The sequence below is a fragment of the Planktothrix serta PCC 8927 genome (genome assembly GCF_900010725.2).
GTDB classification, from domain to species: domain Bacteria; phylum Cyanobacteriota; class Cyanobacteriia; order Cyanobacteriales; family Microcoleaceae; genus Planktothrix; species Planktothrix serta.
Genome location: NZ_LR734826.1, coordinates 94,211 through 120,522, shown reverse-complemented (window position 1 = coordinate 120,522; position 26,312 = coordinate 94,211). Strand labels below are relative to the sequence as shown.

Annotated in this window: 18 protein-coding genes, 1 tRNA gene and 1 pseudogene; 9 read left to right on the top strand and 11 right to left on the bottom strand. The window is 39.3% G+C overall.

Annotated elements, in window-relative coordinates; translation table 11 throughout:
- Nucleotides 1-74 precede the first annotated feature (74 nt).
- The gene (locus tag PL8927_RS02165; protein ID WP_231505888.1) at nt 75-1,580 is read right to left on the bottom strand and encodes a tetratricopeptide repeat-containing S1 family peptidase; all 1,506 of its coding nucleotides are present in this window, start codon (nt 1,578-1,580) and stop codon (nt 75-77) included.
- 277 nt (nt 1,581-1,857) lie between these two features.
- On the opposite strand from PL8927_RS02165, the gene hisF reads away from it, so the two are divergent.
- From hisF to PL8927_RS02150, 3 genes are all read left to right on the top strand, one after another.
- Nucleotides 1,858-2,637: an imidazole glycerol phosphate synthase subunit HisF gene (hisF, locus tag PL8927_RS02160; protein WP_083617134.1), complete on the top strand. Its 780-nt coding sequence runs from the start codon at nt 1,858-1,860 to the stop codon at nt 2,635-2,637.
- A gap of 188 nt (nt 2,638-2,825) precedes the next feature.
- Nucleotides 2,826-3,107 carry a hypothetical protein gene (locus PL8927_RS02155; protein ID WP_083617113.1) on the top strand — a complete coding sequence of 94 codons (282 nt, stop codon included), beginning with the start codon at nt 2,826-2,828 and terminating at the stop codon, nt 3,105-3,107.
- On the top strand, nt 3,104-3,412 hold the full coding sequence (locus tag PL8927_RS02150) for a type II toxin-antitoxin system VapC family toxin (protein ID WP_083617111.1): 309 nt from the start codon (nt 3,104-3,106) through the stop codon (nt 3,410-3,412). The genes PL8927_RS02155 and PL8927_RS02150 overlap by 4 nt, the downstream gene beginning before the upstream one ends.
- A 132-nt stretch (nt 3,413-3,544) precedes the next feature.
- On the opposite strand, the gene PL8927_RS28950 is transcribed toward PL8927_RS02150, so the two are convergent.
- The gene (locus tag PL8927_RS28950; protein WP_083617108.1) at nt 3,545-4,258 is read right to left on the bottom strand and encodes a rubrerythrin family protein; all 714 of its coding nucleotides are present in this window, start codon (nt 4,256-4,258) and stop codon (nt 3,545-3,547) included.
- A 191-nt stretch (nt 4,259-4,449) separates the two neighbouring features.
- Between PL8927_RS28950 and PL8927_RS02140 the strand changes: the two genes are divergently transcribed.
- Nucleotides 4,450-4,833: a Fur family transcriptional regulator gene (locus PL8927_RS02140; RefSeq protein ID WP_231505887.1), complete on the top strand. Its 384-nt coding sequence runs from the start codon at nt 4,450-4,452 to the stop codon at nt 4,831-4,833.
- A 225-nt stretch (nt 4,834-5,058) separates the two neighbouring features.
- Here the strand turns inward: PL8927_RS02140 and PL8927_RS02135 are convergent, their stop codons facing one another.
- From PL8927_RS02135 to PL8927_RS02110, 6 genes and pseudogenes are all read right to left on the bottom strand, one after another.
- Entirely contained in the window at nt 5,059-5,241 is a 183-nt protein-coding gene (locus tag PL8927_RS02135; protein ID WP_083617099.1) for a hypothetical protein, read from the bottom strand.
- Nucleotides 5,234-5,812 (bottom strand): annotated as a pseudogene (locus PL8927_RS02130) (zeta toxin family protein); the annotation flags it as partial. The gene PL8927_RS02135 and the pseudogene PL8927_RS02130, both read right to left, overlap by 8 nt.
- A gap of 35 nt (nt 5,813-5,847) precedes the next feature.
- Complete coding sequence (locus PL8927_RS02125) at nt 5,848-8,715, bottom strand: ATP-binding protein (protein WP_083617094.1); 2,868 nt, start codon at nt 8,713-8,715, stop codon at nt 5,848-5,850.
- A 322-nt stretch (nt 8,716-9,037) separates the two neighbouring features.
- On the bottom strand, nt 9,038-11,899 hold the full coding sequence (locus PL8927_RS02120; protein ID WP_083617091.1) for a DUF1156 domain-containing protein: 2,862 nt from the start codon (nt 11,897-11,899) through the stop codon (nt 9,038-9,040).
- A 62-nt stretch (nt 11,900-11,961) separates the two neighbouring features.
- A complete protein-coding gene (locus PL8927_RS02115) occupies nt 11,962-12,252 on the bottom strand; it encodes a HigA family addiction module antitoxin (RefSeq protein ID WP_083617088.1) in 291 nt (96 codons plus the stop codon).
- Between the two features lie 268 nt (nt 12,253-12,520).
- The gene (locus PL8927_RS02110) at nt 12,521-15,958 is read right to left on the bottom strand and encodes a helicase-related protein (protein ID WP_083617085.1); all 3,438 of its coding nucleotides are present in this window, start codon (nt 15,956-15,958) and stop codon (nt 12,521-12,523) included.
- 353 nt (nt 15,959-16,311) lie between these two features.
- On the opposite strand from PL8927_RS02110, the gene PL8927_RS02105 reads away from it, so the two are divergent.
- Together PL8927_RS02105 and PL8927_RS02100 are read left to right on the top strand one after the other, a co-directional pair.
- Nucleotides 16,312-16,524, top strand: coding sequence for a hypothetical protein (locus PL8927_RS02105; protein WP_083617081.1), 213 nt, complete (start codon nt 16,312-16,314; stop codon nt 16,522-16,524).
- Between the two features lie 102 nt (nt 16,525-16,626).
- Nucleotides 16,627-16,699 (top strand) — tRNA-Ala (locus tag PL8927_RS02100).
- Nucleotides 16,700-16,836: 137 nt separating this feature from the next.
- On the opposite strand, the gene PL8927_RS02095 is transcribed toward PL8927_RS02100, so the two are convergent.
- The 3 genes from PL8927_RS02095 to ruvA form a co-directional block, all read right to left on the bottom strand.
- The gene (locus PL8927_RS02095; RefSeq protein WP_083617078.1) at nt 16,837-20,445 is read right to left on the bottom strand and encodes a Yip1 family protein; all 3,609 of its coding nucleotides are present in this window, start codon (nt 20,443-20,445) and stop codon (nt 16,837-16,839) included.
- 272 nt (nt 20,446-20,717) lie between these two features.
- The gene (locus PL8927_RS02090; protein ID WP_083617075.1) at nt 20,718-21,176 is read right to left on the bottom strand and encodes a phosphate-starvation-inducible PsiE family protein; all 459 of its coding nucleotides are present in this window, start codon (nt 21,174-21,176) and stop codon (nt 20,718-20,720) included.
- A 150-nt stretch (nt 21,177-21,326) separates the two neighbouring features.
- On the bottom strand, nt 21,327-21,959 hold the full coding sequence (ruvA, locus tag PL8927_RS02085; RefSeq protein ID WP_083617072.1) for a Holliday junction branch migration protein RuvA: 633 nt from the start codon (nt 21,957-21,959) through the stop codon (nt 21,327-21,329).
- A gap of 71 nt (nt 21,960-22,030) precedes the next feature.
- Between ruvA and PL8927_RS02080 the strand changes: the two genes are divergently transcribed.
- The 3 genes from PL8927_RS02080 to PL8927_RS02070 all read left to right on the top strand — a co-directional run bounded on the left by PL8927_RS02080 (nt 22,031) and on the right by PL8927_RS02070 (nt 26,238).
- Nucleotides 22,031-24,649 (top strand): ATP-binding protein, encoded by a 2,619-nt coding sequence (locus PL8927_RS02080; RefSeq protein ID WP_083617069.1) that lies wholly within the window; start codon nt 22,031-22,033, stop codon nt 24,647-24,649.
- 101 nt (nt 24,650-24,750) lie between these two features.
- On the top strand, nt 24,751-26,025 hold the full coding sequence (locus PL8927_RS02075) for an MFS transporter (protein WP_083617066.1): 1,275 nt from the start codon (nt 24,751-24,753) through the stop codon (nt 26,023-26,025).
- Between the two features lie 21 nt (nt 26,026-26,046).
- Nucleotides 26,047-26,238: a hypothetical protein gene (locus PL8927_RS02070; protein WP_083617063.1), complete on the top strand. Its 192-nt coding sequence runs from the start codon at nt 26,047-26,049 to the stop codon at nt 26,236-26,238.
- Nucleotides 26,239-26,312: the final 74 nt, after the last annotated feature.

Sequence of the window (26,312 nt, the reverse complement as noted above, 5' to 3'; positions counted from 1 at the left end):
ATCTTAGTCATCTTTAGATGACTTTAGCTCTTAGCCCGAACTTTAGTTCAGGGCTAACGTGGGTTAAGTTAACATTAATGGGGTGAACTTAAAGAACGAATAAAATTAATAATTTCTCGATCGCGCGGTTGAAATCTTAACGCCCTTAATGCAGAAGTTCGAGCTTGTTGGTATTCCTTCATTTTAGCTAAAATTTCAGCTTTTAACATCCAAAGTTGCGGATTTTGGGAGTTTAAAGCTAAAGCATTTTCAGCCGAAGTTAACGCTTGAGAATAAAGTTGTAATTTTAGTAATATTTCTCCCCGTAACTGCCAAATTTTTTCCTGTTTATTATCTAACTTTAAAGACTGCTCAAATGATAAAATTGCTTCCTCATAATTTTGTAATCGATAATAAGCCATGCCTCGATTTGTCCAAGCATTAACAAAATCCGGCTTTAAATTAATAACTTGATTATAGGATTGAATCGCCTCTTGATCCTGTTTTAAATGATTCATTAATAGATTTCCCCGCAGATACCAAATTTGATAATCATCGGGTTTAATTTTAATGGCTATATTCCAAGCTAATAACGCATCTTCATATTCTTGTAATTTAATCAAAACCTTACCTTTCTCTCGCCAAGCCAAATAAAAATTTGGCTGAATTTGTGTTGTTTTAGAATAGGATTGAATCGCTTCTGAATACTGTTTTAATTGTGCTAAAGTATTCCCCCGTCCGTACCAAGCCGGATAAAAATTAGATTGAATTGTAATCGCTTGATCAAAGGCTTTTAACGCCTCTTGCCATTGTTCTAAACGATAGAATTGATTCCCCCGATTTGACCAATCTAAAGCCGTTGATTCTCCCCCCAATTGAGGAATAGTTAAAACCTGATGAATTGAGTCTAATTCCGTTGCTTTTAGGGGGGAAGGAGATTGACGAGTTACGTTTAAATTTAATACAATTCCTGATTGTAAAAACTTCTGAATCGGAATTCCGGCACTGTATCCTAATGTAACACGGGAAACCGATCCTAACTCTGGATTTTCAAAGATTTGTCCTTCTGATTTCCCATGAATTCCAATTACCCTTCCCTCCGTATCTAAAATCGGAGATCCACTCATTCCCACTTGGGTTCGATTCGTATAAAATAGATCATATCCTCTGGTAAATGGTTCTTTAATTAACGGGGCTTTTTCCGCTTCATTGATTAATAATCCGGCTGTAAAGACTCGTCTGCGGTCAGCAATAGGTAATTTAGAATCAGGCCATCCTGAAATAAAAATATATTGAGATGTTCTATCATAATTATAATCTCCTAACTGGGCAATAGAATAGTTTTTTTCACTCCTAAAGGACAAAATTGCTAAATCAATTCCAGGGAATTTAATTACTTGATTGTAATCAATTGGATATTGTTCACCATCAACAGTAATTACCGAATATTCATCGGGAGTTTTAACAACATGATTCGCCGTTAATACATAATAAATATTCTCATTTTTGGCAATAATTACCCCTGAACCTGGATTTAAACCCTCAATTAATACCGTAATCGGTTGACTGATGCGGTTAATTTCCTGAGCCGTCAACGCCATAATTTTAGCGTTAAAAATTAAATTAAATATTAGGCTAACTATGACTGAAAAACTGATTTTAAAAACCCCATAACGGATGAACTGAAAGCCCATTTTTTATTCCCCTCATTTTTTATGACTTCTAACTGCTTCTTACTTCCAGCAACACAATATTGATCCGGTTCCGGTTGCTGATTCCCTCATAAACTTAAGCCGAGTTGACGGGCTACAATTGCTATAAACTGAAACCAGGGATTTTTGCCCTAAATTTTGCTGTCCCAATGCACAAAGCGTGATTATGCTTGCGAAACGAATTTTGCCTTGTTTAGATGTTAAAGCGGGTCGAGTGGTGAAGGGAGTTAATTTTGTTGATTTGAAAGATGCTGGAGATCCGGTGGAGTTGGCGGCGGCTTATAACGATGCAGGAGCCGATGAATTAGTCTTTCTGGATATTACCGCTACCCATGAAGACCGAGATATTATTTTTGATGTGGTCTATCGCACCGCCGAACAGGTGTTTATTCCCTTAACCGTCGGGGGTGGAATTCAAAACTTAGAAATGATTAAAAATTTGTTAAGAGCCGGAGCCGATAAAGTCAGTATTAATTCGGCGGCAGTTCGTGATCCTAACTTGATTAATCGGGCCAGCGATCGCTTTGGAGTACAGTGTATTGTGGTAGCAATTGATGCTCGGCGTCGGACTGATCTTGATAATCCCGGTTGGGATGTTTATGTGCGTGGAGGTCGGGAAAATACGGGAATTGATGCTCTCAAATGGGCTGAAGAAGTCACCCAACGGGGCGCCGGGGAACTCCTAGTTACGAGTATGGACGCCGATGGCACCCAGGCGGGATATGACTTGGAATTAACGCGAAAAATTGCTGAATCTGTGGAAATTCCGGTAATTGCATCCGGGGGCGCTGGTACTTGTGAGCATATTTATGAAGCGTTAACCCAGGGGAAAGCCGAAGCCGCGCTGTTAGCGTCGTTATTGCATTATGGTCAATTAAGCGTGGGAGAAATTAAGAGTTATTTAGCAGAGCATCACGTTCCTGTTAGAAATATTCAAATTTCCTAGATCCTCAAGAAACCGGGTTTCTGTAGGGCGATCGCAAAAACTCAAGAAACCGGGTTTCTAATTCAATAATTGCATCAAATCCAGATATTGTGAGAAACCCGGTTTCTAAGAGTAGAGCCTAGAAACGAGGGAACGAGGGATTTAAAAATAATGTTAAAATCAAATTGTTACTTAACCGCTAAAATAGGATGAATTCACTAACAGAAGTTGAAGCGGCTATTCAAAAATTATCCGCTATTGAAGTCCGTCAACTGGCAGAATGGTTACAAACTTATCTGCATACTGAAGGGAATACAGAACACGAAGAAGAAGAAACTGAGCAAAAGGTAACTTTTGTTCAAAATCAACAAAATGCTTGGGATGTCTTAGAATCAATAATGGGAACTGTTGAGGCTTCTCAAGATTGGTCAATCAATCATGATCATTATCTATATGGAACAGCAAAACGTTACCCAGATAATTCTCAATGAGCAATTCCCGTTTACTACTAGATACGGTTTTTATTCAAGCTTTATTAAATCCTCGTGATCAGTATCATGCTGTTAGATTTATTCAACAATGTTATGAGACAGACAATATTTATGTTGTTACTGTAGATACAAAGTTACTAATTCGTGCACTTCAAGTTTATGAAGCACGCCCTGATAAAACTTGGGGTTTAACAGACTGTATTTCATTTATTGTTATGGCAGATCAAGGTTTAATCAATGCGGTAACGGCTGACTTTCATTTTATACAAGCTGGTTTTAGAGCTTTATTGTTAGAAAATCCTTAATAAAAAAGTTCAGATATTTTCAGAAACCCGGTTTCTAAGATTAGGCTGCGATCGCAAAAACTCAAGAAACCGGGTTTCTAATTCAATTAATTGCATCAAATCCAGATAGTTTCAGAAACCCGGTTTCTGGGATTAAGCTGCGATCGCTTCTTCGTAAACCATAAAAGTCTTTTTAGTCGCGCCACAAATCGGACAAGACCAATCATCAGGAATAGCTTCAAAAGGTGTTCCGGGGGCGACTCCAGAATCAGGATCACCCATAACAGGATCATAAATCATCGAACATTGACGACAAATCCATTTTTGAGTTTGAGGATCGGAACTCGCTGATTTTGGTGTTGCTGCGACTCCATCTAAAGCGTTCAGGGCTTCGGTATATTGGTTAGCGTGATGATGTTCAATGGGAGTTAAAAAACCAAAGTTAGAGACTGCTTTGCGGAAAATTCCGGCGTGTTCACGAGATTCGGCTTCTTGTTCTTTGAATTCTGCTACCGCATTTTCATCTCGATCAATAACGGCTTGGGCGGTAAATTCGGGGTACATTGTGGTGTATTCGTAGGTTTCCCCTTCAATCGCTAACTCCAAACACCGGGCCGCGATTTTTTTCTTTTCTTCATCGGATAAGGCTTCGGGGTCAGTGACGACTAATTCAGGATGCAGCAGGCGGAAATGGGCAAAAGCGTGTTCTGTTTCTTGGTTTGCGGTTTCTCGAAACAGTTTGGACAAATCCCCCATCCCTAGTTTTTTGGTGACTTCTGCGAAAAACAGATATTTGCGGTTCGCCATTGATTCCCCACCAAAAGCAGCTTCAAGGTTTTTGGCGGTTTGTGCGTTCGATAAGTCCATTAGTGTCTCCTCGTCTTGAGCTTGTCATATCTAAGAATAATTCTTAGTTTTGATTTTGTCAAGGGCAAGAATTAAATTTATGTAAAGTTGAGTAACTAAAGATAAACGTTATGATATTTACAAGAAGATTCAATACAACGTCACACGGAGTTATGGAAGGTCAGAATAGAACGGCTGAGATCAGTCAACAGATGAAACAGAAGGGGCTACGCATTACCCCGCAACGGTTTGCGGTTTATGCTAATCTCTTGTCCCGTTGCGACCATCCCACAGTGGATGAGATTCTCACCGAGATTAATCGAGAATTACCTATTGCCTCTAAAGCCAGTGTTTATAGTGCTTTGAGCGTTTTGCGGGAAGTGGGATTAGTGCGGGAGGTGCTTTTGGATGAAGGAGTAACTCGTTATGATGCCAAGGTAGAACCCCATCACCATTTTGTCTGTGAAGGTTGCGGTCAAATTCGGGATTTAGAGTGGGATGTGTTCAAAAATTTACAGCTTAACCCCTTACCGTCAGGGTTTCGGATCAATGCTTATGAAATCACCGTTAAGGGCCGTTGCGATCGCTGTGATTAATCCGGCATATAGCGCTACTAATTAAGGTGTTTGACAATACTAAACCTTTCGCGCTTCTGTCTGAATCAGGCGATCGCCTGATCCTTAATTCCCTATATATAGCGTCCTTGCGTAAGTCCTGAAACCCTGGAATCGGTTTCCATTGTCCCTGATGTTTTAGGTTTAACGGATTCCAATAACGAATCGTTGATTTTGCCATAACATCAATTAGATTTAAAATAACAACTAACTTTGATGATGGGATGGAGACTGAGGAATTTCATCTGCGCTTAAGGTGACAACTTTTCCATCCTGCCAAATACTAATTGATTCTCCTAATTTCCGATGTCTATCTACGGCTTTAGCAATAGCCAGTTTTACACCTGTGTCAATTAGGCTTGATAATTTATCAGGAATCGGTTTATTCATCGTTAGAAGTTGTAATTTGTGTCCACAATTGAGGTTGATAAATAATCGGGTCTTGGCTAAAAGGGCATTCAGCTATAATCTGCAAATAGAGATTAGAGTTATCATAAACTATCCAGCGATTACAGAGGGATAAATACAAATTTGTTAGGTTTTTCCGTCCCCGCTCATAACGACGGCGAATAACATCTTCTGGGATATTATGACCACCGCTTTCTACCCGTCTGCGTACCCTGGCGATCGCTAATTCCGGGCTTTGTAACCAAAAATAAATTAAGTTTATCTCATACCCTTTATTTTTACAGTTTCTCAAAAAACGGGCATAACTGCGAGTTGCTAAAGTAGTTTCAAACGCAAAATCAGCTTCAGCATTAACTAAAGTTTCGAGTCTTTCTAACATTAATCGTCCGGCTTGAATCGCTACGGATTCAGGATTAAAGGGTGAAAGCCCCGCAGCAATTTCATCGGCATTTACATATTCAAACACTTCTAGGAAGTTGGGGAGAATTTGTAAAGCTGCGGTGGTTTTTCCTGACCCATTTGCACCACAAATTATGTATAAATTCGGCATTCTTGATCTGGCGTATTTTGATTAAATAACGTTGTTTTTTACTCCAGTTTAGTATTTGCCTGAATATCCATCTCATCTAAAGGTTCTTCAATTGCATTCCGAATCCAATTTTGGTCAAACTCTCCCTTAGTAGACGCTTTAATTTCAATCTTAATACTCATATCATCCGCTTTATCAGATAACCTTTGCAACATTTCAAAAAATTCAAAAACTTGGGCTTTATTCAGAATTGAACTCAGAGTATAGCGTTTAGCAGCTTGTTTACCATCCACAATATCAGCTATTACTGTACGAGTTAAACTGCTATTAGCTGACTTGTATTCAACTGTAGGTTTTTGTTCTGCAACCTTTGAACCTGTATTTCCCGTTAACGAATCAGAATAGTTAGTAGAATCCGATTGAGTTTCATCATTCTCAGGCTCAGGACAAGGTTGTTGAAACTGTTCAACAATACGGGGTGCTAATAAATAACCCGATAAATCTAATTCATCTGCTGGAATATGGCGATTAAAACTAATTAATTCTGGCTTATCAATTGCGACACTATCCCCCACAATCTTCAGTTTAGGAACATAACCCATATTACCATCTGCGATCGCTCCTAAGATAGCTTTCTTAATCGGTTCATCACTTAATAACTTAGGATAACCCGGAAACCGGAAAAAATAACTAATTAACTCATCTCCCTGAATTACCCCGATTTCAGATTCATTAATCTGAGAATAACTAATAATTTTAGCAACCGTAATTGAATTAAACACATAACTTTTTAACGCATCTAACACCCTATCTTGTAAATTTTGACTGGTATTAATTTGAGATTGTAAATCCACCATCTCTAAGCGAATTTGGGCTTGTTCCTGGGGACGTAAAGGCAATAAAATTTGTTCATAGAGACGACGTAAACCCGCATCTAAACTTGATGTAGCATCCTTGGCTTTTGCTTTTAACTCATCCAAATCCTCAATAGAAAACTTATGTTTATCTTTATCCTTGACTAAAGAATTCACCGCCAATAACGTTCGAGCCGCTTTTCTGGCTTTATCAAATTGGATAGCATTAGGAATAACAAAAGCAATGGCATTTTTATAATCCCGTTTATCATTACCCCGATTTTCTAACCATCTCATACCATCTTCTTGTAAAGCCTCTGTGCTTTTTTCCGCCCAACTTGCATCTAAATAAACTGTACAAAACTGATTAATATGGTCAGGAATTGCACTCGAATCCTTCGGCCATAAAACCACCTTACCCTGAGCAGTTTTTAAACTATTTTTCAAATCCCCCTGAATGCGTTCTAAAACATCATCACCCGCAATTTTATTTTCCTCATCCGTGACTAATTTATTCAAATTCGCTTTGGTTTCAAACCGATAACGCTGTCCAACATAATGCAGATAAAGCAATTCTTCTCGTAAATCATTTAACACTGTAACAATTGTATTTCTATCTAAACCCGGAGCTAAACAAGCGCCCACAATTTCCTGTTCAAAAACCCCCCTTTCTTCCCCACCTCTCGCCCCAAACGAATACATTAAAATCGCAGAAGCCAAACGACTCCCAACCTTCAAATTAGACTTAGTTGGAACATCTTGAGCAATTCGTTGGTCTACAAAATTCACCTTAGCTTTTCTGCCAATTAAATCAGCCGCCATGACTGCACTATAATTATCGCGTTCACCGACTTGACTAAAAAAAGCACTCCTCACCGCTTCATGGTCAAACAGAACATTTCCCGGTGAAATTAACCAAGACAGGTCATTTTTTTCTCGCAACGCATAAACCATCGAAGCCAAAAATTGTAACGCTCCCCTCGTGCGTTGATAACTGGGTAAACTGCCCCAACGATGATACATTAAATCCAACAAATCCGGGTGAAACGGATAACTTAACTTAATTCGTTCTTCTAATAGTTTGGCTTGCTGTTCAACTTCCTGTTTTTCTCGGTTTGTGGTGGTGTAACTTTCCCGAAATTTCCGAAATAATGCCGCTTGCTGACGGGCGACTTCGGCAATAATTTCTGTATTCCCAATATCAGTAAATAACCGTTTTCGCACCACCTCCATCACTTCATCCCCAGAGACGGGTTCTTTTTTCGCATCAATACGACTAACGAGTTTATCTAAAACACTTAATAACCCTTCATTTCCTATCGCTTCTTGCACACTAGCTTGTAGAGAATAAACTAAAACTGTTTTAGGCAATTCTCGCACGACTTCTGTAAGTTTCTGTATAAAAGTTAGAATTTGTCGCCCAAAGGTAGAGTCTCCAAGGGTGATTCCCATGGCGTTTTCAATATAAACTAAAAATTCATCCATGAGGATAAGAGTGGGTTTATCTCCGATTATTTTTCTTAAATCGTTATTACCTGGTGCGGTGCGGTTTTTATCGTCTGCTTCTATTAATTGATAGGCTTCAATTCCCCCAATTTGCCAAGCTAAATATCCCCAAGGGGTGAGAATGTGGGGGCCGTTTTCGATTTGCTCTCCGGTTGAAACACTAATATCTAACCCCGTAAACGCAGCCACCGTCACCTCCCCAGGGTCAGGCAAGGCATCTAACTGAGAAATTCCTCGCAATTGTTCGCGGTTTTTAGTGAGATGGTAGAGACTTAACAATGTGTGGGTTTTCCCTCCGCCAAAGGGGGTTCGCAGTTGTATCACTCGGTTTCCGGCATCTCCCTGTAACCCTTTGAGAACATCAGCTAAAATACCTCGGAGTTCTCCGGTTAGATAGGTGGAGTTAAAGAAATCACGGGCATCTCGATACAACCGAGGGCATTTTGGTTCTTGACGAATTACACTGCCTAAGTTAGCGGCATAAGTGGCATTATCTAATTTACCATCGAGAATATCAGGATGGGGAGTAACAACTTGTGTCCAGGGTTTTAATTGATAAGCGGTCATAATTTTTTAGGGAAATAAACAACAATTTGGAAGCAATTAATTACTGATAACTGATCATGGGCGGGAAGACTAATTGGTGTCAGCTTAAGCCGAAAACCTCTGATTGTAGCCTAGATTAGATCCCCCTAAATCCCCCTTAAAAAGGGGGACTTTGATCTCCTTTTTTTTCTCTTTGTTAATGCAGACTTAGATCTCCTGTCCCCCCTTGTTAATGCAGATTTGGATCTCCTGTCCCCCCCTTTTTAAGGGGGGTTAGGGGGGATCATTGACTTGAGTTAACTAATAACAGACGCGCCATGGCACGTCTCTACTGATAACTAATTCAAGACCTTCGTTGGGTAAATAAATTATCCTCAACTAACCGTTTCCAAGAGGCTAATAAAGTATCAATAGCTTGCTGTTCTTTGGTACGGTTAGAAAGGGTTTCTGTGGTTCCCGCTTCTGGGGTTAACGCTCGTCCTCCTAACGCTTGGGCGACTAATTTTAATTGAGTTGCATCGGGCATACTTTGGGCTAAGAAATTATTAACGTTTTGGGGTTGATGTTCCGCTAACCAGAGTAACCGATGCAGAATATCTATTAACGTTGGAGGTGAACCGATAGTCTGGGGGGTTTCGTTAAATTTTTGTTGTTTTTCAGTTTTCTGAATTCCTAAATCTTCAAATTCGCCCCGTTGACTATAATCCTGTAATTGTACTTGATTTTTAGTTTTCTTAACTAAGGATAATTTACCCTCGGTTAAACCTCCTAAACTATCGAGTTCAACGCCAACGCCTCTGGCTAAAGTATTGGCTTCATCAAATTCAACAACGGCTTCCCCATATTCATAACGCGCTAAAATATAATATTGGGTGGGTTTATCAACAAAACTCACGCCTTTTTTATCGCAAAGTAAGACTTCTGTTAACACGGTTTCTAAGACTTCTTTCTGGACTTCATCTAAGAAGGAATTGGCATCTAATTCATCCCCGTTTGGTAGTTCAACTTTATCATATTGAGTATAAGCGCGTAACCCCGCACCGACACAAGCAATAATTAAATCTGCCCCGGCTACTCCTTCTGACATTAAGCTTTTTACTCGGTCTTGAATTATGCTTTTGAGTTGCGGTTGTACGTCCATTGCATAATCACCAATTTCTGTATTGGTGCGTTTTCTAGCCACTAAAAAAATACTAGAAGCCAGAGAAGCCCGAAGACTTCTTAACCCGCCTTGCTGTTCAGTATCTAACGGCCATGCTTCTGTAATTGTAAATTTTGCCCGTCTTAAAGAATCAATTAAAGTTGACCATCCGGCGGTTGTTTTATGAGCATAAACGACAACCATCATTCCCCCATCTTTTAGGACTCGGTTGGCTTCACAAAAGGCTTGGTGCATTATGTCTTCATAAGCTTTAGCAGCTTTCTTTTTATCTCCGCCATGCCGAGAAGGTTCCATAGTAGCTTCATTTTTTTTAGGCGTTAATTGTCCTGAAAAATGTTCAGGATACAAATAGCCTATTGAACGTTTAAACCATACATAGAAGTAATCAGAAAGGTCAGCATACGGAATTGCATCGAAATAAGGTGGGTCTGTAATAATCGCATCTAAGCTAAAATCGGGTAAATCTAATTTTTGGCAAGGCTGCCTTTTAGCACTTGCTAGATTACTAATTTCTCCCAATTTTCGCAGGGTTGAAATTAAATACTCTTGTCCTTTTTCCCAACCACCCGAACCTTTTTCTAAAGGATTAGCTTCTGGAAAATCCCAACACATCGGTAAACGACCACTAGCTACTGGACTTTGAAGCTTTTCTCCTCCTGTATACCACACTCCAAGAGCGGAAAGTCTATCCAAAACTTTACCTATTCCTAAGCATAAATAAGTAACAATTGCCTTTGCTAATTCCTCCTCATATCCCTGCTGTAACATTTCCTGGTGTGCTAATTTTACCCATTTAACAAACGTCATTAACGATAATAATTGACGCGAAGTAAATAACTTTTCAAATTTATCTAAACCATAAAGAGGGGCATTAAAAACACCAGACCATACTTTTACAGGTTCATCTGGCGTGCTGATTCCTGTTTCTTCAACAATTTTTTCTAACCGTTTTGCAATAGCAAAATCATCAGGAATATAATGTTGATATGTTGTACCGCTTAAATAAGTTTTGCCTTGTTCTCCCTGTGTTGTACAAACAATAGCCATTAATTGCTGACCGATTTTCCCTGCTTTCCCCTGTTCTTGAATATAGGGTTTACTGGGAACCGTTGTTCCACAATGACGACAAATAGAATTACCTCTTGTACTTCCAGAAGACGGGTCAAACCCTAACCCTTTTTCTGTAGTAGATTCAAAAACTTTAAACTCTACTTTCTTGGTATCATAATTAGGAATAACCTGCAAAGCTACATACTTTTTACTTTTTTTACATAACCAAGTTTGTCGCACTAAAGGAACTGTCGCCCCACAACTAGGGTTAGGACATTTAACCGTTCTTGTCCATAAATAAGCAACCGGAGTTAAAGATTGTCCTGTAGAGACGTTGCATGCAACGTCTCTACATTGTTTCGGTTGAGATTGAGTAAATAATTCTAACTGTTCACCTTCTGGAATTAATATTTCTCCCACCCGAATTGCTGGATATAAATCCCCGATTTCCTCCCTCACTTTTTCAATTACCCAGTTACCCCATTTTTCCACCTCATCCGCCAAATTTTTCCCATATTTTTGCGGATAAACTAACGTACATAATTCAATAATATGGGCAACGGGGTTTAAATCAACCGCATAAGTTTCACAGCCTAACCGTAACGCCTCTAAAGGAATTGCTCCACCCCCGGCAAACATATCTAAAACCTTGGGCGGTGGGACTTCATCTAAGGGAGTATTTTCTGGTAAATTTAATCTAACTTTTTGGGCTTCTAAAATTTGTTTTCTAGCTTTTTCTAACGTCGGAGTTCCCGTTTCCCATTTACATAAATCAATCATAAATTGTTTCAAAGCCGTGCGTTTCTGGTGGCTTTCTGGCGCCGCCACTAAGGAAGCAAAAACCGCAGCCCTCGCCGCCACTAAGGGCCGTCTAGCCCACCATAAATGCAGGGTTGAAATATGACCCTTTCTAATCGATTTTTCTCTCGCGGCTTCAACAGATATTTCTCGAATGGGAATAAAATCTTCAATTAAACGGCGTTCTGGGTTCATGGGAATTAGGAATTAAAAAAGTTAGGGTGAAATCGGGTAATCAAGAAATCTAGGAAAAACTTTTAACCTGGGGCTAAAATAATGGGTGGTGTTTTAATTTTAGGTTGATTTAAAGTTAAATCATATTGGATTTGTAAATTCATCCAAAACTCAGGAGAAGTTTGGAACGCTTGAGCGAATAACCAAGCCGTTTCCGGTGTTATCCCTCGTTTTCCTTTAACAATTTCATTAATTCGTTGTACCGGAACCCCCAAATGTTCTGCTAAAGCCACTTGAGTTAAACTTAAAGGAATTAAAAATTCCTCCGATAAAATTTCCCCAGGATGAGTTGGAATTCGGTTTCGAGGTGACATATACAGGACTTACGCAAGCAGGTTATATATAGCGTGTCAAAAGTAGGCGCTCGCATACCAATGATAATAGCAATCGCCCTAAAAAGTCCTAATTATTTATTTTCCCCCCAATGTTGGGGGCTAGGGGGCTAGATGGCTTGAAATGTATAGGGTTTAGAATGATTTCTAAGGCAGCAATATTTGCCCCCTAAATCCCCCAAAATTGGGGGACTCAGGCAGCAATATTTGCCCCCTAAATCCCCCAAAATTGGGGGACTTTAAGAGAGTGCTATATCAGGGCATTTTTTTGTAAAGCTTCCCCCTCCACTAAATAACGAGTCACCTGCTGAATTTCCTTAGCATCCCTGGCTAAAACCTGAGTGGGGTTCGGAATTCTCAGTAACTCCGGGTTAGACGTATGACATCCCCAGACCACATATAACCAATAAGAATCCCCCAATTGTAAAGCTTTGCGCCATTCATTGGCCGTTAAAGACACCCCTTGCCCCCGTTGCGCCCGTCCCTTGACCTCAATGCGTCGCACCGGGGGCGGTTGCAGATTATCAGGACTCGGCCCAATACTGCGAATATCAAAACCACTGCCATCCTGATAGCCACTGACATCCTCCGGTTGCCATCCCTGCTGTCGTTCATAGTCCATCACGAACTGCATGGCAAAGGCTTCCACCTCTGGGTCATTTCGCATCATCGGGGTTAAGGTTTCCTGGGGTGTGGGATAAACGAGAGCCGTCCCCAAATACATCACCCGTCCGGGGCGAACAATTTGCAGATAACCCAGTTCGGTTTGTTTCGTTTTATACCGTTCTTGCAGGGTGCGGACTTTGTTTTGGGCGCTATCCCGTGCCACCCGATAGGTTTCATCCCCCTGGGCAACTTTAGCCGCCAACTTCATTTGAGTGCTTTGAGCTTCCCGAATTGCCGTATCCATAGCGGTTTGGAGATAATCTTGCCGAATTTGTAACTCTCGTTGGCGTTTGGTGCGGGCTTCAGTCATTAAACCTAGTTGAATTTTCACTTTTAACCAACTTTCTAGTGTTTGCTGTAACCGGGGAGTTAGGGGGTTTAAAATGTCCCCGGACTCTGGGACAAACCCAGCCGGAGTTGGAGATAAATCATGCAAACTATCCGCAGCCATTAAACTCAGTTCCCCAGCAAGGTTTTCAGCTAACGCACAGAGTCGGGCGTTGAGAATTTGGGGTTCTCCGCGACTGGTTTGGCCCTCAATTTGTACCTTGAAAAAGTGAATTCGATAAGGAGTATCTGTATCAGCATCGGTAAAAATAGCCGTTTGTTGTCCTACCTTTTCTTCCAGTTGTCCATCTAAGCGCTCGGCTAAAGCAGCAAATAGGCAATGTCCAGGGGAAAGAAATTCTATATCTGGGTGACTAGCAAGTTCTAAATGTTGTTTGTAAAACGTCAATTTTGCATAATTTTTGTCCGGCGTTCCTAACCGTCTCACCGCTTCTAACTGTTCAGAGCGAAATTCTTCTTTAACATAAGGAATGCGCCATAAACCATCCGCTCTGACTTCTAAATTCACCCGCAGATATTCACAAGCTTTGTGAAAAAAATCTTCCACATAATAGGGCATTAAACGCTGTTCTTCTGAATGATAATCTTGAGTTTGGGTTGTGCAGATTTGACTCAAATCAACATGGGATGTTGCTAATGCTAATCCCGTTGCTTGTTCTAAAGCTTGTAAGCGTTCAGTGGCAATATGGTCAATGGTTTCTATGGCTTTATTTTCGTTAGCTTGGGAGTAAGTCGCTTCTCGAACTAAATCCTCAAAGCGGATTTCATTGACTTGTAAAAGTTGCCCAATGACATCAAAAACCCTATCGCCCATCGCATTTTTAATTTCCTCTAATTTGGTTAATAATTTATTTAAAACCCGTCCTTCTACTGTTGTAATAGAAACAAAGTTAAAAATATAAACTTCATGTTCCTGTCCAATGCGGTGAATGCGTCCCATCCGTTGTTCTAAACGGTTGGGGTTCCAGGGAATATCATAATTAATCATTAACCGACAAAATTGTAAATTAATTCCTTCTCCGGCGGCTTCGGTAGCGAGACAAATTTGTTTATTAGACCGAAAATCTTGTTGTGCGACTTTCCGTTGTAAAACATTCATCCCGCCATGAATTTCACAGGTACTATAACCCCAAAGGTTAAGATTTTTTTTCAGATATTCTAAAGTATCCCGATGTTCGGTAAAAATTAACAGTTTTCCCCGTGCGTCTTTTAACTCGCTGAATTCACTCCGTTTTAAACAGTTTTCTAATTCATTCAGTTTACGTTCTGTTCCTTGTGCTATTGTTTCTTGAGCTAATTTAACTAACCGTTTGAGTTCCCGTAATTCTTCTCGTAATTGTTCCAATTGTTCAGCTAAGGTTAATTCAATGGCAAAATCCTCTAAATCTTCTTCTGAACAATCATCAGATTCTACTTCACTATCAACAGGTTTCCCTAAATTAATTAACCGTTGGCGTTGTTCTTGGGGAGGAAGTTGTTCTAATTCTTCTAATAAATCCGAAAACCGTTGTTGTCGTTTTTTTAAGGAATTGAGAATGGCGTTTAAACTACTCGCTAACCGTCGTTGTAATACCGTTCGCGCTAAAGCAACGGCGGCTTGTTTCCGTCCTGGGGTTTTCCCTAAATAGCGGTTAATATATTGGGTGACTTGGTGATAAAGAGATTCTTCAGCCGGAGACAGGGAAAAGGAAACGGTAATCGCATGGCGTTGTTTAAACAATTTTTTTCCGTTAAAATCTCGCAGTTCTTCTTTAATTCGTCGTAAAAACCAAGGACTATTTTCTAATCGGAGCAAATCGGGATTAATTGTATTAGAAATAAATTGTTCAGGGTCTAATAAGCGTAAAAAGTTATGAAATTGATTCACATCTCCTTGGTGGGGCGTAGCAGTTAGCAGGATAATTCGTTCTGTGATTTTAGAGAGTTCTTCTGCTAATTTATAGCGTCCAGTGCGGCGCAGTTCCTCCCCTTGGGTTCGGGCAGAACATTTATGGGCTTCATCAATAATTACTAAATCCCAATCGACTTGTAAAAGCCCCGGAATCACATCTTCTCGTTTGGCAAAATCAATGGAAGTAATACATTGACGAAACCGTTCCCAAGGGTTGCCAGCCAGTTGATTTTTTGCTAAAGTTGAGGTGATTACTTCATAGGTTTCAGCAAATTTGTTTTTAAGTTCATCCTGCCATTGAGTCGTTAAAGGCGCTGGAGTCAGAATTAAAACTCGTTCAATTACACCCCGCAATTTTAATTCTTTAATCAGTAACCCCGTCATAATGGTTTTACCTGCTCCTGGGTCATCTGCTAACAGAAACCGTAATCTAACTTGGGGGAGAATGCGTTCATAAACGGCTTCAAGCTGGTGCGGAAGGGGCCGGACTCCACTTAAACTAACAGCAAAGTGGGGGTCATAAGCAAAAGCGGTTTTAATGCGAGTTGATTCAATGAACAGCGAAAAAGCCTTGGCATCAACGGTTTGAGCAGAGAAGTTTTGCTGTTGGCTGAGGAGGTTTTCTACCTCTGCAACGCTGAGGATGGCTTCTCGCAATTCTCCGTTGGTGGTACGGACTTGTAACAGGACAGTATCTTCTATTTGGTCAGCCGTTTCAATGGTGACAGCCCCAGTAAATTGTGTGGGGATTAAAATACGTTTACCGACAATTGTATCAATCATCTATTTATTGGTAGGTTTACAACCCTAATTAATAAAGTTTGGCTTTTAGCTACACTTTATTAATTCTGGATTTGGGATTTTTTTTTAACTCAACCCAAGATAATTGATAGCGGGAATCAGAATCTTTTCAAAAGTAGCCAAATTAATCCGCTCAGATGGCGGAAATAACCAAGCTCTATGAGTGATGTAGCAGAGACTCAGTATTCTCCGTTTCCCGATTTCTTTTGGGAAGCGCGATCGCTAACTCCTTAGTCCGCTACATATAGCGTAACTGCTTAAGTCCCGTCTAAGTTAAACTCGCATTCTGCTCAGAACACCTGTTAGAATAGAGGAAATGTTACGAAACGTAACTTATGCTGATTCCTATTCTAATAATTGATGTCGCCCTCGTTGCTTGGTCATTACGCCTGATGAAACAAGCTGTTGAGTGCAAAGAATTTTCCTTCATGCTGGCCGGAATTTTGGTGGCGTTGTCGGCTGCGGCTATGGGGGTAGTGTATTTCCTGATGGGATCTTGCATTGGCCACATCGCCCAAATGTCTCAACACGCTTATATTTACTTTTAATGGCCATCGGAGTGATGGACACCGTTCTCCGACACTCCAAAAGTTTTTTTCCCTAAACTCTTGACAAAGCACAAGTTAAACGAGTATATTGGAATACTGCAAGGGGTTATAGCTCAGTTGGTAGAGCACCGCAATGGCATTGCGGGGGTCAGCGGTTCGAGCCCGCTTAGCTCCATTTAAAATTAGAAGCGAACCCAGAAACTGGGTTCGCTTCTAGGGTTTGAGTTAAAAAATAATATTCTGCGCGATTTGTTCGGGGGTTTGAGTTGTGGTATCCCCGATTAACGTGCGTTCTGGTGCTAGGGAATGAAATTAATCATATTTAAAGGGTTTTATTTTGGGAACCCCAAACCAAAAATCTGTGGGAATCATCGGTTGAATCAGGGGATCGTTCCCGCCGACTTGATTGGTACGAAGAATCCATAAATAAGCTCCTAATTGTAGAAAGATCATCGCCATTTGATCGTTAATTAATCGGGGTAATAAAGATCGCCAACTTTCCGCTAATCGAGACAAGGTTTTTAAGGGGGTTTCTTCAGGAAAACGGCCTAATGTTGGGGAACCATATCGCCAATCTTTTCTGACTTTTCCGGTGGGGGTTAAGATATTTTCTAAACTAGCTACTAAGGTATTGAGTTGAATAAATCGTTGGGTTTGTTCGTGGTCTGGATGTTCTCGCAACCATTTCATTAATAGAGGATTTAATTGAAATTGAGCTAACATCCGTCTGAGGGATAAATACAAGGCTTGACTGGAATCTTGAGAACAGGAATTAATTGCACTCACAAAGGTAGTTCCGGTTCCATCTCCAATGCGATATCGCGCCGTCATTACATCGAGTTCATTAATCACAAAATCCAAGGGAGAAAATTTAAACCCATCAAAATCATAATCTTGGGTTAGGGGATCAAATTTAATTAGAATATCGGTAAAGGGACGACATCCTAACCATCCAAATTGACGATCACCACTGTAGCGAGTCCAGTCTAAACTTCCTGAGATAATTCCATCACAATTATGAGTATAAATTTGACGATATTCGATGTTTAATCGCAGGTCTTGGGTAATGCGATCGCGCACAACTGTAGCCAGTCCATAAGCAAAATGTCCGAAGTAAATTCCAAAGGGTGTATGATCACCATTCGGCCCGCCAATGCCTCCATAAACGTGCATTAATAAAGCGCGATCGCCTTCTTTCCAAAGGGATTCTGCTGATATAGAATTAGCTGCATCCTCCTGATTTGGATTGAGTAAAATCGTCTTAATTTCTCCTTTGGGAGTGACTTGATTTTTCCAGTATTCTTTATTAATATAATCTAAGGTGGTTTGTTTTCCTGAAATCACCAAATCTGGCGTTAGAGAAAATAAACGATAGGGTGCGATCGCCTGAACAACAAACTGACCATCTATATTTTTTTGCCCAAAAATATACCATCCTGAAGGATTAACTGGAGAGTGCTCTAAATCTTGATTGACTGAAGATAAAACCCCATCTCGGTTAGGGATAATCGAGGGCAAATACACCTTTTCTTCTATGCCATCAAATTGTTGGGATTGAGTATTATAATGACAAACTAAAAAGACATCATTGCCTAAATTTTGAATAAACGTAACTACCCCATAAAATCGACCTGTAATTTCAACCGGATCATCCTGAATATAAAGACTAGGACGTTCTGCCCCCGTATCTTCAAAAACCACAGGTTCTTTTAATAAGACAATCAGATCATCCTGGGGTCTGGCTGCGGCGATGGATTCTAGGGGGTCAACTTGTGACCATCCCTTAATGCGTTCCGGGTGAATATTTCCTTGGGATTCACTCACTCTTACCTGATCAATAAAGTTCAAATCCTGGGTGACTAATTGCACTCTGGTATTCACAGTTGGAACTTGTAAATCCCATCTTAAATTTACAATTTGTCCGATGCGATGTTGATGATTCTTATCTGCATGATAGATTTCAAATAAGACTCCTTTCACCTGTTGACGTTCTGATTTTTGGGGTAAAATTAATCGCCCAATCCAGGTTCCAACGGGTTGATAAAGTTGAGGATCAAGGGTTTGTTGAACGGGATAATAATCCACTTGATTAAAAGCGGCTTGTTTATAGATTTCATAGTTACTGGGTTTTTTAAATATCTCAGGAGCTAACCCGGTAATTTCCCAATTTTCTAATAAAATTCCCGTGACAATATTAACAGTTTGGTCGAGATAGGTTTTACCATTCGGAAGTTTATGATCTCCCATCGGGCCGCTCATGGTATTGTGTCCCACTGGCCCTAAAGAAATAAAGCTAATTTTGCCCCGGCGTTTGGCATAATTCCAATTCGATAATAACGATATCGGCCAGCGTCCAGGAAACATAATCGCCCCGACTTTTTCGACGCCATCTTTTTCACCTACGAGATGATACAAATGTTCAGTGACCATCGCCCCCGTATTTCCACTGATCACACCTGCAATTGAAATCACGTTAATGGGCGCTTTGATGGTGCGTTTGAGAAACGTTACCGCCCCCATCGACATTTGACCACCGCCACTATAGCCAATTAATGTCACCGGAACTTGACTTCCCAAGGGATAGCCGTAGCTGATTAGACTGTTGTAGAGAACTTGCGCCAAGCCTTGATTTTGAAGCGGGCCGTAACGAGGATCAGCCGAAACCGCCACAGAAACGACATTTCGGGCATTAATCACAAACCCAATCGGATTGGCGGGATTTTTAACCACCAATGAGTCCACAATGCTCCACAAAAAGGACAACGGCCGATTTTGAGTTAGGGGTTTATTAGTAACAGAATAGGGCATAATCCCTTTAACAATTGCAATATTATCGGGAGTAGCCTCTGCTAAACTATCTAAAAAACGTTCAACTTCGGGTAAATATTCATAAGAGCCTTGATTGATGCCATCCAAGTACATAACATAGTGATTGACCGGAGTATTCGGGCAAGCATCTTGTACTAATGTTCCCGGATTTTCTAAAGGTTGAGCCCCATACCATCCCGCCCACCAACTTAAGGATTCTAGTGGGGTCAAAATAATAGCAATCAACAGCGCAATGAAACTATATCTCAGTAATTTAAAAGCTAATTCAAAAGTTTTATCGAGTAATCCTAACCCAATTAAAAGCGGATTTTTATCAATCGGAGCTAAGATTAAAACTAATAATAATCCTAAGACTGCTAGGGCGATAAATTTTAGCAAATAGGAAGTTTTGGGCTTAGGGTTTTCTTCGTTCTTTTCGGCTTCTAACCAGAGTTCTTTGCCAACGGTAATGATTTGAGGATCATTTCCATACATGACCAGTTGTTCTAATTGTTTGGGGTCGGTAATTAATGAAGTTCCCGCAGCCCAATTGGATAACCAACGACTAAAGGCTAAAATCGGACGACCAATAGTTCGTTGTAGAATTTGTAAGACAACCCACCCAATTAAAGCACAGGTAAATGCTGACCAATCTTCATAGGTGGCAATGGTTTCTAGTCCGATAAATTGAGCCAGTAAACTCCAAATGGAAAGTATTACTCCGACTGGAGTTCCCAGGTAAGGTAAGGCAATTAAAAACCCTAACATTTGGGGCGCATAACTCAGTCCCAATGTTGTAAAAATAAAGTTAAAACCTACAGGAATTTGAAATAATACCAAACTGGTAATCCAAATACTAAATGCCCATAAGCCGTAACTTAAAGTAAAAACAATTGCAGAAATTCCTAAGCTGAGAATAAAGCGAAAGGGTTTAACTTTATTGACGAATAAAACAATACATTGGCCAATTGCTTGCGATAAACCTGCCATTAAAACAATGATTAATGCCACGATCAGGCCATCGGGGAGATTATTAATTTTCTCAAAAACTTCTGGGTTGAGGGCGAATGCCCCTGAAACGAGATCCCAAAATTGGTTAAATGCGGTTTCCATAAAATCAAGATTTAGAAAGGTCTAATCAATAGTTTTTGGTTAGTTGTTAGTGTAGCCTAGATTAACAATCTTTCATCATACAATTTTTGTACCTAAGCTGATTCTCGTCCTGGGTTTTGCTATGGGTAACATCTTGTTAACCCTCTGGTTTTGTATAATTTACTACATTGTCGCTGAGTTGAATTCCTATTTGTCCTTAGAAAGTAATATATAGGGTACATGACTCTAAAAGCACCGCACCCTAAAACAAAGTTGAGGAACAATTGAAACCCTTACTTGTTTTTATTCAGTCGCACAATTAAATAGCTGATTGATAAAGCTAATACGGCAACAGCGAGTCCAATTAAATCCCCTCCTGTTTTTTTATCCAAATCAAAAATAATAATTTTTCGTCCCACCGCAATTAAGGAAGTAACAATCACTAACTCAACTTGGATCACGTGCTTTTTTAAGTAACCTGAGATGTTTTCTAAAATCTCAAACGCAATTAAAATATTTAAAAATAACCCAAAAATTTCAAACAAAGAAACTTTAAATATGAAAGTAGAATCTGTCAATAATTTTTGGCTTAAATATAAAATAAGTTGACCACAGCAAACTATGATAATAATTACCATCGCAATTGATAAGGTTTTAGCGACCGCGACTTGAATTTCTTCTAATAGGTGTAAAAAACTTTCGTCGCTAAACCAATGGGTTAGGGATTCAAAAAAGGTTCTTTTGCGTGACATAATAGGCAGTGAATGGGAGTTAAATCTAAAATTCAGGAGGATGGAGCAAATTAGTATCAATATATAAGTTAAAGCCCGTTAATGCAATACTATTCTTTGTGTCTTCGTGGTAATAATTCTCCCCTCAAAAACCCGAAGACACAAAAGTTTTCAAGTTCCTTGACTTAACCAAGCGATCGCACTCCTGATCCATTCGTCAGAATTCGTTTGTTTAGCTAAACTAGAATCTTGACTAATAGCTTGTAACGCTTGCATGACTTCAGCCCCCGTGTAACCCAGGGCGAGTAGGGTCATTTCGACTTCTTCCTGAATGTGGGGGGCAATATTGGAGGGAATAGAGGAAAGGAGTCCGGCTTGGTGTCGCCATTCCGAGAGTTTGGTTTTGAGTTCGAGGGCGATGCGCTCTGCGGTTTTGCTTCCCACCCCTGGGGTTTTTGCCAAAACGCGAGTATTGCCGCCGACGATGGCTTGAATCAGATCTTGAAGTCCGAGGGTATCTAAAAGGGCGATCGCTAATTGAGTTCCAATTCCACTGACACTAATCAATTGGCGAAATAAATCTCGTTCAGCCATACTAGAAAAGCCATACAAAACCATCTGATCTTCTCGGACTTGTAAGTGGGTAAAAATTTGGATTGACTCCCCAACCGCAGGTAATTCCATTCTCATCCGAGGTAAAATTTGCAGTTCGTAGCCCATGTTATTGACATCGAGTAATAAGGTGACTCGATTTCCATTTCCTTTTTGAATATCAGCAATGATACCTTTCAGATAGCCAATCATATAAAGTTAAAACTAAGTCAAAGTGTAAGGGTGCATTATATCATTTTTCTCCCTTATTATATTGTTTTCAGATGTCTAAAAGATTACTGAAAAGATGGGTCTATAAAATTGCTAGAACCCTTCCACTCCGATCTATTATTGTGGTTCCTTTTGTCCTCCAAACCTTTATTGCTGTGGGTTTAACGGGATGGTTATCCCTCCGTCATGGACAAGAAGCTGTTAATGAAGTAGCAACACAACTGCGCTCGGAAATTAGTGATAAAATTAGGCAACATCTGTCTGATTATCTGAAGGTTCCTAATTTTATCAATCAAATTAATGCTGAAGCTGTAGCTCACTATCACTTTGATATTAATGATTCCGAACCTCTTGAAGAACATTTATTAAATTATATCCGGGTTTTTCCTTCTGTGAAGTCAATTTTATTTGTTTCTCCAGAAAAAACATTTATAGAAGCTAATAAATTATCCGATGACGAGGTAGTTCTTTTAAGTTCAACTTGGGATACCAATTTTTCTTTATTTTACCATAATCTGGATTCAGAAGGTCGTAAAGCTCGGAGCTACAAAATAATTGATAACTTTGATCCTCGTCAAGAATTATGGTACAAAAATATTATTCAGGGAAAAGGTAAGCCTGTTTGGAGTGAAACTTCTGAAAATTTAGAGTTTGAAAATGAATTATCAATTATCCAAGGAATTGCCCTTTATGATGATCAGCAAAATTTGCTGGGAATCACCGCCGTTAAACTTTCTTTGGATCATATTAGTCAGTTTTTACAGGAGTTAAAAATTGGTCAATCAGGACAAACTTTTATTCTGGATCAAAGTGGAATATTAATCGCTAGTTCTCTTCCCGAACAAAATTCTCTACCGACAACAGAAACCTCCTTGATTGATCAACAAAATTTAATTCCGCCAACCCTGCAATTTTTAAAGCATAAATTTGATAATTTTAAGCAAATCAAAGACGGGGAGAATCTCAGTTTTAAAGTTAATGGAGAACAACAATTTGTTCAAGTTGTTCAGTTTAATAATTCGTCTGGACTGCAATGGTTAATTGTTGTCGTGATTCCCGAATCGGATTTTATGGATAAAATTTATGAAAATACTCGAATTACTATTTTACTTTGTATTGTGGCTTTATTAGTTGCTATTTTATTAGGATTTATCACCTCTCGTTGGATGACCCAATCGATTCAATCGATGAGTCAAGCTGCTGCGGCTATTTCTCAAGGAGATTGGAATAAAACGGTGGTAGGAAGAACTAAAGAATTATTTGATTTGGCTGAAATTTTTAACAATATGGCAAAGCAATTACAGCTTTCTTTTGCCGCACTTCAACAACGAGAAGCAAACCTTACTGAAGCTCAAAAAGTCGCTCATATTGGCAGTTGGGAATGGGATTTAAACACTCAAAATTTTACTTGTTCTGATGAGTTATTCATGATTTTAGGACAAGAAAAAAATCAGTTAACTTATGATCACTATTTTCATCTAATTCACCCCGATGATCAACAAATCTATCAACAGGTCATTCATCAAGCCATTGAAACCGGATATAGTTTTGAATTAGATTATCGGATGATTAGAGCAGATGGTTTGATTCGATATGTTTATGGAAAAGGTCAACCCACAGTTAATTCCGAAGGAAAAACAATTCGACTGTTAGGAACATTGATGGATATTAGTGAACGAAAACTAGCAGAAAAAGCCCTGAAAACTTCTGAAACTGAATTAAAACAAAAAACCCAACAACTTGAACAAACTTTAGAAGAACTTCAAAAAACCCAAGCGCATCTGATTCAAAGTGAAAAAATGTCATCTTTGGGTCAGTTAGTAGCCGGAATTGCTCATGAAATTAATAATCCCGTGAGTTTTATTTATGGAAATATTATTTTTGCGAAAGAATATGCCGAGCATTTAATAGAACTCATTGAAATTTATCAAAAAAATTATCAACCTAACGCCGAAGTGATAGAAAAAATTGAAGCCATAGAGTTAGACTATTTATTACAAGACTTCCCCAAATTGATTGATTCGATTAAAATGGGTGCAGATCGGATTCAGTGTATTGTTAAATCCTTAAGAAATTTTTCGCGTTTAGATGAATCCCCGATGAAAGATATTGATATTCATGAAGGAATCGAAAACACATTATTAATTCTACAGAGTCGCCTCAAAAATTGTGCAGAAAAAGCGACTATTGAAATTATTAAAGACTATGGAACACTCCCGAAAGTAGAATGTTATGCGGGGTTATTGAATCAAGTTTTTATGAATATTTTAGCAAATGCAATTGATGCAACGGAAGAATATAATAGTCAGCGTTCAGAATTAGAGCTTCAGGAACACCCCTCATGGATTAAAATTAAAACCGAATTTATTCAAGCTCAACCTTTAAAAACTTCGATATTATGTTCCCGATTAAATCGGCTTAAAATCGTGAATCAGGATAGTATTATGATTAGAATTCAGGATAATGGCCCCGGAATTCCTGAAGCCACTCAAAAACGGCTTTTTGATCCCTTTTTTACGACTAAACCGTTAGGAAAAGGGACGGGATTAGGATTATCGATTAGTTATCAAATTATTACGGAAAAACATCGGGGTCAATTACAATGTTTATCGGAAGTGGGAGTAGGAACAGAATTTATCATTACAATTCCACTCTCCCAGAGTCATCATTAATTTTGTCAAACTAGAGATGAGTTTTCTATTCCTCTCAATAGAATCCAAGAGCACCCTAATCCGCTATGATTATCTAAGTATTATATTAGGAAATTAAAAGAATGGGATTCCGACGGAATCGTTTTTTAGCTTGGCTTCCCCAACTTAATCCCCAAATTTTTATTTTAGCCTTCGGTCGATTACTATCACAAATAGGGACAGGATTTACACTATTTTATGCTCCGATTTTCTTTGTCAATCAAGTGGGATTATCTTCTACCTCAGTGGGATTGAGTTTAGGATTAGCTCAAATTTCAGGAATTTTGGGTCGGGTTTTAGCGGGCTCGTTGTGTGATTCTCCCCGTTGGGGTCGCCGTTTTACTCTGTTAATTTCAGCCGTTATTTCAGCGATCGCTTCTTTTATTTTAGCCACAGCTAATGACTTTACAAGGGTGGTTTTAGGGAATTTATTATTGGGTTTAGGGATTGGGTTATATTGGCCTGCAACGGAGGCGGTTGTTGCCGATTTAACCACAGGAAAACAGCGCAATGAAGCCTATGCGTTGACGCGATTAGGGGATAATATTGGCTTACAATTGGGAATAATTTTAGGAGGATTAATTATTAGTACATCTGGGAATTATCGGGCTTTATTTATGATTGATGGTATTTCATTTATTGTATTTTTTGGTGTAATTTTTGTTGCAATTCAAGAAACAAATACCGCTTTTAAACAATCTCAACCTGATCAAAGAGGATGGGGGACAAACTGGTGGATTGCATTGCGCGATCGCACCCTATTAATTTATGTTATTGTTAATATTATGTTTACCGTTTATGTCTCCCAAATTAATAGTACCCTTCCCCTGTATTTTAATAATTTTGTTAATGGAGGATTTTCTGCGGGCATAATTAGTTGGTTATTTATTGGCTATACTGCCATTTCTGTTATCTTTCTACTCCCGATTTCTCGATGGTTAAATCGGTTTAGCCATGCTCAAGCCTTAAGCTTTTCTGCGTTATTATGGGGAGTCGGATTTATTATCATTGCTTGGACAGGAATGGTAGAAAACCAGGCGTTAATTTTAGCCAGTTTAGGATTAGGAATTTTAGCCCTGGCGGTTATCTGTTATACTCCCGCTTCTTCGTCTTTAGTGGCTGATTTAGCCCCCGATTCTTTACGCGGAATTTACTTAGCAATTAATGCTCAATGTTGGGCAATTGGCTATTTAATCGGGCCACCTTTAGGGGGTTGGGCACTGGATCAAAGTCCTGAAATTGTTTATAATTTTTGGATCAGTCTAGCGTTTAGTATTATTATTGCCCTGTTGATTTTGAAAGTTCTTGACCGCAGAATAAAACGTCAAAAACAGGCTAATCTAAAGTCAAATCAATAAAAATTTTAAGGAGATCAACCGATGGGAAAACAATCTAAACTCAAACAAAAACGACAAGATTTAAAACACAATCCTCCTGAAGTATTACCTGTTAAAGAGGATCTTGATCCCACTCATTTTGTAGAGACAATGGAAAAACAAGGTTATCAGTTAAAAACCTTCAATTCCTCTCCAAATCTTCCAGAAAAGCAGGATGGAAAGCCTCAAATTTAATCTAGGATGAGCTTAACCTAGTCCTAATACCTAAATTTTTAATGGACAGATATAGCAATCCGTGTAGGATTTAT